Genomic DNA, 12,653 nt, shown 5'->3' with positions numbered 1-12,653 from the left:
ACTAATAAGAAGTATTCAGTATCAATGTGTTGTTGAGGGCATTTACCATATTAGAGCTTGTTAATATGCCTTCTTTAAGCTTGTTTGGGTAAAATTTTTACCAAACTGGTCCAATTCCTTGCGTTACTCCCTTAATAAGCTATTAGTTACATATCTATCTTTTATAAATACATCACTCAAATAAATAACAGATAGATATAAAACGTCATCGGCTAAAAGGAGTTGCCTATGGATAGGTCAACCGAAAAGCAGCGTTCTTCGCTGTCATTGTCTATACGAAGTAAATTTATTCTTATCAACATCACGCTATTTGTATCCGTGTTTGTTTATGCCGTATATGAACAGATGAGCCTTGACCGGCTGGAGTCACTTGAGCGTGCCGCCAATGAGAATCTGAGAAGCTCAGTCGACCTACTCATGCTCAGAAGGCACGAGAAAGACTTTCTAGCAAGGAAAGAACAGAAATACGCAGAGCGCTTTGATACTACCGCCGTAACACTGGATCAAAGATTATTAGATTTGAATCAGACGCTTATTTCCCACGAGTTAAACCTTTCTGACAACACCTCCAAAATCAGCCAAGCAATCGAGAGCTACGAATACCAATTTCGTCAGATTGTTCAACAAGTCAACGCGATTGAAAACCCTAATCCTTCTGTTGGCTTGATTGCAGTTTTAGACAAAAGACGAAATGAATTGAAACATGCGGTAGAGAAAGAGGTGAATCTCACACTGGAACTCGCATTGCTTGAGTTAGTAGAGAAAGATTTCCACTATCTCGCCCACACCAATGACCAAACCAGTCTCGCATTTGATGGTGCATTAGATGTGTTTACTCCCTATGCTCAGAATACAGATACGACAAAACAGGCGTATTTGAACTACCGAGATGCCGTCGAAAAGCTGCTCGTGGCGAATACGCGCCTTGGGCTGACCGAGGAACTGGGGCTGAAAGGAGAACTTCGTCGAACCGTTCATCAAGCTGAAAAAGCAATTAATGGAGTCCAGCTGGAAATTAACACGGCAATAAGCCAAGCCAGTTCTGATACCAAAAATACCCTGCATCTGTTCGGCTTTGCCATCGTTATTCTTTTATCGGCGTTATTGGCACTAATCGGTAAAAGTGTTTTAACTCGTATCAAAGCAATCAACCAAATGATGGAGTCTATTGCCAATGGTGATGGCGACTTAACGGTGCGTATGAACGCTAAGGGTACCGATGAACTGGCGCAACTCTCCCACTCCTTTGATGCGTTCATTAGTAAGCTACATGCAAACATCAAAGATCTTTCAGGAGTTATGACCGTGCTTACTGACAGTTCCTGTAGTTCAGAGCAAGCTGCGCAAAAAAGCATGAGTAACGCCGAGAAGCAAAAGCAACAATCTGAATCGGTAGCTACGGCAGTGAATGAGCTGGTTATGACTAGTAATGAAGTGGCCGCTAATATTGAAAACGCTGCACTGAGCGCTGAGAAAATCAAAGGAAACGCTCATCATGCACTGCAAGAGACGCACGCAACCGATGACAGCATTCAAGTGCTGGTTACCAACATCGAAGAGTCTCAGACCTTGATTGACCATCTCGAAGAGCAGAGCCGTGAGATTAACCAAGTGGTTACGACGATTCAGGGTATCGCAGAACAGACTAACCTACTCGCCCTCAACGCCGCGATTGAAGCAGCACGAGCTGGGGAACATGGCAGAGGCTTTGCCGTGGTGGCGTCGGAAGTGAGAGAGCTTTCACTCATGACCAACAACTCTACCCATCAAATTGAAACCACCATTCAAGGGTTAACCAGCGGGATTGAGAAAACCGTTGCTAAGATGTCGGAGAGCTTAGATCAAACGGAACACGTTAAACGCCAAACCAAGGGTGTGGTTAATGCGATTGAAGGTATTCATCTGCAGGTTGGTGAAATGTTTGACTTGAATAGCCAAATTGCGACCGCTTCGGAGGAGCAATCTGTTGTCTCTGCAGAGATTGACCGAAACATCACAGATATCGCCCATTTATCCGTCGATACGTATAAAGTGGTGTCAGGCTCTGTGCGTTGTAGTGAGCAGGTGTCTAATGTGAGCGTTAAACTGGATAAGATTGTCGCCCAGTTTAAATATTAGTGTTGTTGTAACGAATAATTCAGCACAAATAAAAGCGCCTTTATCGCAATGATAAAGGCGCTTTTTAATAAGCCTGTGTCGCTTAGGTAGCGTTAGAGGTTCAATTAACCGTCAATGCCGCGCGCTTTTAGGAACTCAGCGTAAGTACCACGGAAGTCATGGATCTGACCATCTTTGATCTCTAGGATACGTGTAGCTAGTGAGTCTACGAATACACGGTCGTGAGAAACGAAGAACAGTGTGCCTTTGTAGTTCTCAAGAGCCAAGTTAAGAGCTTCGATAGATTCCATATCCATGTGGTTTGTTGGTTCATCCATTAGCAGGATGTTTGGTTTATGCATCATGATCTTGCCAAGAAGCATACGACCTTGTTCACCACCAGAGATAACCTTAACTGACTTCTTAATGTCGTCTTGGCCAAATAGCATACGACCTAGGAAGCTACGTACTACTTGCTCATCTTCGCCTTCTTGACGCCATTGACTCATCCAGTCGAATAGGTTCATGTCTTCTTCAAAGTCATGAGCATGGTCTTGAGCGTAGTAACCGATGTTCGCATTCTCAGACCACTTGTATTCACCTGTGCGCGCTTCTAGTACACCAGCAAGTGTGTTTAGTAGGGTTGTTTTACCAACGCCGTTCTCACCGATGATTGCAACACGCTCGCCCACTTCGAAGATCGCATCGAACTTGTTGTATAGGTCTTCTTCAAAACCTTGAGATAGGTTTTCAACCACAAGCGCGTTACGGAACAGCTCTTTAGACTGTTCGAAACGGATGAACGGGTTTTGACGGCTAGATGCTTTAACTTCTTCTAGCTGAATCTTATCGATCTGTTTAGCACGAGACGTTGCTTGCTTAGCTTTAGATGCGTTAGCAGAGAAACGAGATACGAACGTTTGAAGTTCAGCGATTTGCGCTTTCTTCTTCGCGTTGTCAGACAGTAGACGCTCACGAGCTTGTGTCGCTGCCGTCATGTATTCATCGTAGTTACCTGGGTAAACGCGAAGCTCACCGTAATCAAGGTCAGCCATGTGAGTACATACAGAGTTTAGGAAGTGACGGTCGTGCGAAATGATGATCATTGTGCAGTTACGTTGGTTTAGTGTCTCTTCCAACCAGCGGATAGTGTCCATGTCCAAGTTGTTCGTTGGTTCGTCTAGCAGCATGATATGCGGGTCTGCGAACAGAACTTGTGCTAGAAGAACACGAAGTTTCCAGCCTGGAGCAACTTCGCTCATTAGGCCAAAGTGAAGAGACTCTTCGATACCTACCGCCAGAAGAAGCTCACCCGCTTTCGCTTCTGCCATGTAACCATCCATCTCTGCGAACTGAACTTCTAGGTCAGCCACTTTCATGCCGTCTTCTTCGCTCATTTCTGGTAGCGAGTAAATACGGTCACGTTCTTGCTTCACAGCCCATAGCTCTTTATGGCCCATGATAACCGTGTCGATTACAGAGAACTCTTCGTAAGCGAACTGGTCTTGGTTTAGCTTAGCAACGCGCTCGTTTGGATCGTAGCTTACGTTACCTGCGCTTGGCTCTAGTTCACCTGAAAGGATTTTCATGAACGTCGACTTACCACAGCCATTCGCGCCGATTAGACCGTAACGGTTACCTTCGCCGAACTTCACTGAAATATTTTCGAAAAGTGGCTTCGCGCCGAATTGTTGGGTGATATTGTTTGTTATAAGCATAAGACTTTGTTGTTCAGATGTTCAAAATTGCGCGAAGTCTATCACACATTCATCACCTTAACTAACCTAATCCATTGATAGCAGTATCCAATATAGTTATGACGGCGTAGTCGTCTTGGTCTACAAAGTAGTCTGGTTGGAATGTGTTACGGGCGTATGATGCAAAATCACCCGCTTGCTCTGGTTCTGATAGGTCTGTTTTTCCAGAAAATACCGCGTCGGTCATGTAACGCCAGAATACGTTTTTCACTTTCTCGGTGGCATTAGAGCAACCTTCTAGTGACTGCTTGCGGAGTTCTTCGAGTTTGTCTAGGTGAACATAAAACAGATTAGCGCCCTTGAAACCTTGGTTCTTGGCGACTGAAATGATCCCTAGGTCTTCTAGTTTCTTGATAGCTGATTTGATGGTCGTACGGCAGTAACCAAGTTTGCGCATAAACTGGTTAACAGATTGGCTGAAACACTCGATTTGATGAGTTTTCTTGAAGTGGTCGTCTAGGTATACGATCTGGTTCAGAACGTCGTTCTGTGCTGCGGTGATGTGATTTAGAGAAATGTTCATGGTGCTTAGTCCCATAAAGTAGAAAGGCACTGTATCGGGGTATCTCAATCAGAGACTAAGCATCTCCGGACGGTCTTTCGATCCCGCCTCTCACCCGATAAACAGTGCCTTTCAGAAATACAACTCACAACGGATTGATAGCCCACTGCAAGAAAGATTTCTATTGTGTGCGTCGTTGGTTGATGACCGTTGACGCTGCTTAGTTTTGATAATCAGTATGCTACACCACTAAGAAATGATTACAACTGAAATATCCGTATTATTGATTAGTTAACAACCAAACAGTTCAAATAGTTACAGTTTACGATCTTTAACAGTTTACCTTTTAGAGCTTTAAGATCTTTAAGGGGGGCAATTCGTGTAAATATCCACTACTGGGATAACTATTTTTGATAGTGTCCAGAAAAGACCAATGTTAACTAACCGGTTATTCACTTGTATCACTTCCTAGTTGGTCGGTAGCCCTGACCCCTTTGCACAGCTAGTGCAATCTGTTTAGGATACTTAGCGATCACTGATAGCACTTCGTCATCTATCGAACCACCTTGTATTGTCAACGGTGCTTGGATGTTAATACCACCTGATGAACCACCACCTTTCTCTGAGTCTAAGAAGTTCTGTAAATCTCTGTTTATGTCTTTTTGTACTACACGCTCACCTTCGTGAACCATAGCGGGCATGTCTCTTGGGATGTACTCTGAACCCTGTTCGAACTGTGGCATGTTTACAGCTCTGATCTCCGCAATGGTCGCAGCTGTCTCTAATGTAGCGAACGAAATAGCAGGAATGTTATACGGGAATGGTGCACTCGCTACCGCTTCGGAAATGGCCGCAGGTGCGTTAATCAGGGCTTTGCTCAGTTCTAGGTTTTTCTTAAAGTTGAATTGCAACCCGAATGCTTCGCCGATTGCGTCAACGTTACCCGCTGCGTTCTGCAACTCTTTCTCAGCTGACAGTTTATCCAGTCGCTCTTTTTCCAGTCTGTAACGGTCTTCAATAGCTTTCTTCTGCGCTTGGTACGCTTCGGTATTAATCAGACTCTGATCAAGATGTTTTATCTCGTAATCAGCTTGTAGCCTTAAACGTTCCTCGTAGCTCTCAGCGTAGATGATATCTGTTTGCTGTCGATAGTTCTCAGCGTCCGTGTAAGCCTGTGTAATCGCGTTTTGATAATCAACATAGGTTTGGTACTGTGCGTCATGGTCTGCTTGTCCTGTGCCTACTGTGGCTACCTCTGCGGGTGTTTCGCTTCCACCTGACCCGGTTGATTGCGTTGGAGCCGTTGGTAATACTAACCCGGTTAGTAACTTGTAGTTTTCCTGAAGTTGCTTGTACTCGGTTTTGTATTGGTTCAGTAGTTTCTCACGGGTCTTAATCTGACCATCAATGACACTATCCGGGGTCAGTACGGTGTCATACCATGCGCCACCATCTCTAAGCTCTTGCAACTCGCTTTCTGTTGTCTTGATCTGGTCATTCAGTCGAGCCATGTCAGACAATACTTGTTGTTGCGTACCTGCTTGCATTGATGCCCAGAAAAATGCAGCATTCTCCCCCGCTTTGATTAACCGTTCACTGACTGAAGCAAGTGCGGTCGCTAGTGCGTTACGCATGTTTTCAGCTACTAGAGTGCTCACGGTGTTTAGTTCACCCAATTGGAAAACGGTCTTTTCGTCTAGCGTTGTTGCTAGGCTACCAAAACGGTTTTCCAAACGGTTCAACTCTGCCGCGTTGTCTCTCAGCAATGGAAGTAAGTACCGGGCATCTGATCCCATACCCTCTAGAGCAAAGTTCATTTCTTCAGCTGAAGCACCCGCGTTCTCCATCTGTCGAACCATTTCGATCAGTACATCACGACCTGACAGATTTTGAAGTTCTTCAGCTGTCGCTTGTGCTTGTGCTTCAGTTAATCCCATTACATCTGCAAAGTCTTGGAAACCACCTCCACCCGTTGCAATGAAGTCACCGATCTTTTCTTCAGTATCACCAAGAATTGAACCCAGTTGATCCATGTCTACACCAACGCGAGCTGTAGCCACTGACATTTCTTTGAATGCACGTTGTGACAACCCCGCTGATTCTGAGAGACGTTCCATCTCGATCGCTGCTTGATAACTTTCGTTTGCTGCTGAAGTTACCACCGCTGCGAATGCTGTAGCCGATGCAACTGCCGGGTTAACCGCTGTTGTGAATCGATTGTAATCTTTCTGGATGTCGCCTAGACGACGCTTTGTTTCTCGTTGAGCTGCTTTCAGCTGCTCAATATATTGTGCGCTTGAAACGTTGAGATCAACGTTCACGCTTGATAGTTGTTGTGCTGCCATTTGTCACCTTTTCTTTTTTAGTGCTTGCGGTAACTTCGCGTATTGAGTCTGTGCGTATAAATCGACGTACTGACCCGCTTTGTAGACAAATATGTCTACAACTTTCGTTTTGTTTGCTGCTAGTGATCTGTGTTGGAATAGCAACGGTCTTCGGTTTGCTTCACGGTTAACCTTGTGTGCGTTACCAAGGATTGAGCGTCTTGTGTAAACCTGCGGAGGAATCCCGACTTCTTGCATGAATGGGTATCGGATTGGTTTACCTCTTGAGTTCCTTGGTGCTTCTCGGTTGAACTTCGCACCCAGTGTTGTCCCTATGTGGTACTCAGCTGCGAAGCCGAGTTTCTTGGGTGGTTTGTTTCGGTATCTGCTTGATGTTGTTAACGCTTTCGCTGTGAGTCCACCATTGACCGGGGCTAGTCGTCTAGCGTTTGCTAATACTGGTTTAAATGCTTCGCGTCCTGCTTTCTGAAATGCGTTCTTTTTCCATAGCCTACCGCGCTCGTCAGCTAATCCCTTGAGTGATTCATTTAAGTGATCCACACCTTGAATCTTCACTTTTTCTATTTTTATTGGCATGTTAGATCCTTACAAAAAAGGCCGCTGTTAGCGGCCTTCTTATCATATTTGATTCTGTACTAGTCCGAAGACGTTCCAACGGTTCAATAACCTTTTGATTGCATTCTGAATCGTAACCAGCAAGCAACTACTAACATAGGTGCTTTATCCATAGATATTGTAAATCTGGACGTATCTAAAAAAATTTAGACTTTGGTTTCAACGTTATCTTGAAAGTAATGAAATGACTTCCGTGGTAGACTAATCCCACATTATTTCAATACTAACTGTATTTATACTTCCTGAACCAGTGCCACAAGTGCGCTCGCGTCCTTTGCGACGGTAGCGTATTTGTTACTCTGAGTAATCTTCAGCAAGTTAGGCACCGTTACCGGGTCAACCGTTTGATTGCCCTGTAAGGATACAACGTCAAAAGCCGCTTGCATGTCGCCAAAATACATCGTGTTGTCATCAAGCTGATCACAGATAACCACGTCATAGCGTCCGAACAACTGACCACCTTGGATCAGCCATACTTGTTCAAACTGGTCAGTGACTGAAGCAACAAAAGTCGTAAAGTTGTTCTTGTTCAAGAATAGCTTTGAGTTACCGTCATACACGTCAGCAATGTTTTTAACGGCTTCAGCTAGTAGCTCATATGTTTGACCAACATCACCCCAACCTACACCCGGCGCAGTGCCTGTTTTGACTTTTAAGATGTCTTCACCGTACCCCATTTGATTTGGGTCGGTGATCGGTGTTTGTGTTTGTCTAGTCTGTAGATTCTCGACCACTAGCGTCGCAATCTCGTTTGCTGCAACGTTACCGACAAGCATTGAAGTGTTTTCTTCAATATCAAACTTTGATTGAGTTAGAACCTCGTTCGTAAACTCGATCTTAGACGCGATTTTAGTGAAGTCGCTTTCTGTAGTGTGATAGGTCTGTACAGTGCTTGATGGAATGTCATCACCCTCAATCACTCGGCTAATGCTAGGATGACGAACAAACACATTTCTGTAGCTTGGATTGTCAGCGATTTCTTGACCCATTTCAGCAAGCAATGAGCTTGTATTAAACGCTTGCTCTGTAATCTGGTCGCTTAGTTCCGGTGCGCTATACACCGGATCATACATCAATGATTTTTTAAGGTAGTTCTGTAAGTTCATACGTCACCAACCTTAGACGCACACTAGAGCTGCAACGGCTTCATGATCAGCAACTGTTGAACCGATATACATGTCCTGATAAAACTTAGTTACATCAGGTAACGTCCAGATATCGACCGTAAAGTGTGTTGCACCCTGTTCTGGTGTGATTCGCTCGTAACCTGCTTTTAAATCACCATACAAGATCACACAGTTTCCAGCCCCGATCTCGTCCATTTCTTCAGACAAGATGACCTGTGCGCCATAAAGTGTGATGCGACGTACCCATACACCGTAATCTTTCTCTAGCTCAATATCGACTAGTGAACGTCCCTGCGTATCTTTGAGATTCTGCATTAAGAAACTAAGAGTATTCGGGTGCATAACGAATGATGCGTTAGCCTGTGAGCGTTGCGGGACGGTCAGCATTAGTTGATATAAAAATGCCTCGATCTCTGCTGGAGTCGTACCAATATCAGCCGCGTTAGCTTGTACGGCACCGAATGTTTCACGGTTTCGCGTAGCTGCTGGCTTGAATGCTTCAACATAGCCGTTAGCGCGATCAATCGCTGCGTTAGCCATACCGCGTAACTGTTGAATTCCACCAACATTTGAGCCGTCACCATGTAAAAACTGATCTTGCATAGTCAATGCAAATTGTTCAGCAAGTAGCTTCGTAATGTTAGCCTGTACACCAACATCAGATTGCTCTAATGACTCCATAGTTACCCACGGATACGCGTACATCTTGGTATAAAGTGCCGGGATGCTTGCATAGTTCGACGCATCACTTTCTACTACCGCTGTAAAATCCGTGTTCTCTTTCGTCAGCTGTACATTAGGACGCTGTGTTAACACAGTACGACGGTAATCTAAGTTCTTAGAACCGCGTGCGCCTAGTGCCTGTAGAAATGCAGTATTAGAGATTGCTTGTTCTAATACGTTTGTATTAAGCTCTGCTTCGTATAACGCGGTATTACCATCAAGTGGTAAACCTTTGGTGAATGTCTTATATTCTTTTACACCAGAATCAATCCATTCTTTGATTTTAAAATCTTTAACCGTTTGTTTATTTTCTGTCTTAGCTGTGTATTGCTTCGGTTCTGCGTCTGCGTTAGCAACTTGGTTTTCTAAGTCGTTTACACGATTCTCTAAACCAATAGCTTTGTCGATTGCCTTCTGCAAAGCATCAACGTTCATTTGTTCTTTCATTTAATAATACCTTTAATGGGTTATTGTTATTTTTCGTTTCGTATTTCCCATACGCGGTAATAAAGCGGATCCCCCGCTAGTTCCCTTCTGGTATTATTTATGTATTGGTATATTGATTTATTAAGGTATAAAAAAAGGCCAATCCTCATAAGAGAATCGGCCTTATTTTTGGTTAGTCATCAGATTGCTATAAGCAAAACGGGGATATATGACTTAACACTAAACCTACGTAAAAGGTATGTTTTGGTGAACATGAATAGAAGTAGCATAAATCACAACAAGTTCTATTTGCTTAAATCTTATTCTCTTGACTTACAACTATGTACATTCAACATGGTAGGTTGACCTAAGCGATCAACGTTGTTAATGGTTATGATAAAAATATCATCGACGTATCACCGTTGATGGTAATACTCAACTAAGAAAATCTTTTAATATTTCGAAATGCTAGGTGCAAATGATGTCATTGACATCGGAGCAACTAACATTGCTTGTGAGGTTAGTACAGAATGCAATCTTGTATTATATTTTAATGTATTCATTAAAAAAAATCCTCTTATTAAAATTATGAAAAGGGTAAACCCTTTTCTCCTAGTCTACCTTTATTTATATACTTGATTTTACGTGATCTAAAAAGCAATCCGGGTCATACTTGTTCAGTGTGCCGATATGTTTAATCATTTCCGGGTCATCAAGAAATAACTGTGCTAAACCTACCGCGTATTGGTCATATTCAATGACAACTTTCTTTTTACTAGCGTGTTTGGCTAGTAATCTTTCTTTTTTACTCGTCATCATTCAGATCCTTTATCAGCTGCGCTTGTTTGCGGTCTTGTCTATTTGAGAACCTAGTTAACTGTGAACTCAAGTTAGCTTGAATACTTCTGTACGTCTCAACAAGTGGATTAGCACGGGTGATAACCGTACCTTTCGTTGACTGCTGTTTGATAATGAAACCTTCGTCTTCAATGGCCTGTTTGGTTTCTTCCACTATGATCGTAAGGTCTGCGATTTGACTAGCAAGTTGATAGTCCATTGCATCCGGGTCAATCGAATCCTCGATCAGTGCGTTGTATATTTTATTTCGTTTGCGCGTGTTCTTACTCATTCATTAACCTTTGTGAGAAAAAAAACTCTCAATCTCAATTTTCGATTTTCACTAAAATCTATCTTCGAGGGGTTCTTAGAAAGGCCGACCAGAAAAGTATGATAGCCCCCCTATCAATAGATAGCATTCAGTGCGCCATTATCCCGCATGTGCTGGGCTTCTATAGCATCGTCATAATAGTTGTCTATACGTTCAACCTTCTGCTTATATATCGAACCTGATTTAGTTGTATAGCTCTCTGCGTAACGTTCTATACGTGAGCATATGTAATCATCATCTAATACTTTCTGTTCTGCTATTAATATATGCTCTGGGTTACTGTTATTAAAATGTATATCTAATGCGTTTTCTTCCAGTGCATCATGATACATGTCACCACACTTTTTCTTAATATCAGCGTGTTTATTTTGTTTCTTTATTACGGTAACGAATGCATTCCATGCAATCATAGACCAATAAGCATGTATATTTTTTTTAGATTTATCAAACCTATCGGAATACTTAACAATATTCAATAACGCTTCACTAATCATTATGTCTGTATAAGTGTAACCGCAAAAGTTAGACCTCGTTGCAAGTCGCCTACACAATATCATAGCTAGTTCTGCAAGTTCTCTAGGCATTGGGCTTTTCTGATCCCATTCATGCATCAATTCTAATGCTCTTTTATTTGAAAAGTATTCCATTAACGTTCACCTTTGTTTAATAGTGAACGTATTTAGCTAACTGGTTTGGATTTTCTTAATATGACGTTCTAGTGCTTCCATCCATTCAGAAAATGGACGGTTAATCTTTTTATTGTTGGTTTGTTGTTTGAGCTTCTTATTAATCATCAAACTCTATTCCGCTTTCAAGTTCTTCAACGTAGTGAATCATTTGCTCAATGTTAATAAAGCCTAGTTCTTTTGCTAGTGCTTCCATTTTACGATATTTCTGAATAATACCGTCTGCCTGTCTTATACAACCTTGCTGTCTATCAATCAGTTCACTGTTCTTTTTAATCTGTTTATCCTGCATATCAATAATGCGGCTTTTCAAGATGTCTTTCTTTTCGTATTTCTTAAGTTCTTTAATGATGTTTTTCATTATTCAAAATCCCATGTCATATTTTCTATTTGACTCATTATGTCATCATCGTCGCTTACATCGTCCTGTACGGGCTTCTGTGGCTCGTTATCATCAACATAATCAATCGTATTCGGTGTATTAAGTTCAGCTGTCTCAGCTGGTTCTAGCGCGTCCAGCTGGTCTTTTACTGAGTCTAGGTCTTCAAGGTCTAACCCGTCCCAGTCGTCAAAGTCGTCATCACAATCAGCTAGCGGTCTATATGTGTAATGCGCGTTACGTTGTCCGGTTTTCGTCATTTCTAATCTAACGGTGAATCCGTAACAGATTTCATTTATACATACGTGTATCTCTAGACCGTCGTGTGTCTCAATGAACAACACAAGTGATTTATCCAGTAAACATTTTGATGCTCTGTGTTTAATCGCTGAAGTGTAATAGCTTGGCTGTTTGCGTCTAACCGGGTCATAGTGTTTGTACACTTGATCCCTGAAGTATCTAACGGTATTCGTAGCCCAATCCAGTTGGTCACGTTTCGCGTTCTTGAACTGCGTTGCCCCGCCTAGTTTCGGTTTAGCATTAGCGTATGACCTAAGAGATAGATCAAGACCTCCAGTAATCTCTTTGTTACCACGGATCACTATGTAATCATCATGAGCAATGTCTATTGATACAGCATACTTACCGTGTTTGTGGTCGGCTTCGTTCTTGAATATCGAATGACTGATTGAGTTAAAGTCATACTGGGTTAGCTGCGCTGTGTCTGGTAACTGAAAATCTATGGTTTTGTCCTTATAGGACTTTGAGTATTTTTTAATCCGCATATTATGTTCTTTCTTGTTGTGTGGGATTTTCAAGCCGTCAAAC

The 12,653-nt window shown here is 42.6% G+C and carries 12 protein-coding genes; 1 reads left to right on the top strand and 11 read right to left on the bottom strand.

All coding sequences use genetic code 11. The features are described 5' to 3' along the window. The first annotated feature begins 228 nt into the window (after window positions 1-228). On the top strand, window positions 229-2,118 hold the full coding sequence (locus KI743_RS18375; protein ID WP_285467650.1) for a methyl-accepting chemotaxis protein: 1,890 nt from the start codon (window positions 229-231) through the stop codon (window positions 2,116-2,118). 104 nt (window positions 2,119-2,222) lie between these two features. Here KI743_RS18375 and KI743_RS18370 read toward each other — a convergent pair whose 3' ends face one another. The 11 genes from KI743_RS18370 to KI743_RS18320 form a co-directional block, all read right to left on the bottom strand. Then, window positions 2,223-3,815, bottom strand: coding sequence for an ABC-F family ATPase (locus KI743_RS18370; protein WP_285467648.1), 1,593 nt, complete (start codon window positions 3,813-3,815; stop codon window positions 2,223-2,225). Window positions 3,816-3,876: 61 nt separating this feature from the next. Beyond that, window positions 3,877-4,377, bottom strand: coding sequence for a helix-turn-helix domain-containing protein (locus KI743_RS18365; RefSeq protein ID WP_285467646.1), 501 nt, complete (start codon window positions 4,375-4,377; stop codon window positions 3,877-3,879). A 440-nt stretch (window positions 4,378-4,817) separates the two neighbouring features. Beyond that, window positions 4,818-6,701: a hypothetical protein gene (locus KI743_RS18360; RefSeq protein ID WP_285467645.1), complete on the bottom strand. Its 1,884-nt coding sequence runs from the start codon at window positions 6,699-6,701 to the stop codon at window positions 4,818-4,820. A gap of 3 nt (window positions 6,702-6,704) precedes the next feature. Further along, window positions 6,705-7,277, bottom strand: a complete 573-nt coding sequence (locus KI743_RS18355) for a hypothetical protein (RefSeq protein WP_285467644.1) — start codon at window positions 7,275-7,277, stop codon at window positions 6,705-6,707. 272 nt (window positions 7,278-7,549) lie between these two features. Then, window positions 7,550-8,422 (bottom strand): phage major capsid protein, encoded by an 873-nt coding sequence (locus KI743_RS18350; protein WP_285467643.1) that lies wholly within the window; start codon window positions 8,420-8,422, stop codon window positions 7,550-7,552. Window positions 8,423-8,434: 12 nt separating this feature from the next. Next, window positions 8,435-9,613 (bottom strand): phage major capsid protein, encoded by a 1,179-nt coding sequence (locus KI743_RS18345; protein ID WP_285467640.1) that lies wholly within the window; start codon window positions 9,611-9,613, stop codon window positions 8,435-8,437. 606 nt (window positions 9,614-10,219) lie between these two features. Then, window positions 10,220-10,408 carry a hypothetical protein gene (locus tag KI743_RS18340; RefSeq protein ID WP_285467639.1) on the bottom strand — a complete coding sequence of 63 codons (189 nt, stop codon included), beginning with the start codon at window positions 10,406-10,408 and terminating at the stop codon, window positions 10,220-10,222. Continuing rightward, a complete protein-coding gene (locus tag KI743_RS18335; RefSeq protein ID WP_285467638.1) occupies window positions 10,398-10,721 on the bottom strand; it encodes a hypothetical protein in 324 nt (107 codons plus the stop codon). Before KI743_RS18335 ends, KI743_RS18340 begins: the two co-directional genes overlap by 11 nt. A 113-nt stretch (window positions 10,722-10,834) precedes the next feature. Then, window positions 10,835-11,407 (bottom strand): hypothetical protein, encoded by a 573-nt coding sequence (locus KI743_RS18330; protein ID WP_285467637.1) that lies wholly within the window; start codon window positions 11,405-11,407, stop codon window positions 10,835-10,837. A gap of 139 nt (window positions 11,408-11,546) precedes the next feature. Further along, a complete protein-coding gene (locus KI743_RS18325) occupies window positions 11,547-11,807 on the bottom strand; it encodes a hypothetical protein (protein WP_285467636.1) in 261 nt (86 codons plus the stop codon). Beyond that, complete coding sequence (locus KI743_RS18320) at window positions 11,807-12,610, bottom strand: hypothetical protein (RefSeq protein ID WP_285467634.1); 804 nt, start codon at window positions 12,608-12,610, stop codon at window positions 11,807-11,809. The genes KI743_RS18325 and KI743_RS18320 overlap by 1 nt, the downstream gene beginning before the upstream one ends. Window positions 12,611-12,653: the final 43 nt, after the last annotated feature.

It is taken from the genome of Vibrio sp. D420a, from assembly GCF_030248625.1.
GTDB classification, from domain to species: domain Bacteria; phylum Pseudomonadota; class Gammaproteobacteria; order Enterobacterales; family Vibrionaceae; genus Vibrio; species Vibrio fortis_A.
The sequence above is the reverse complement of the archived record's forward strand: the minus strand, read 5'-3'. Positions and strand labels throughout refer to the sequence as shown.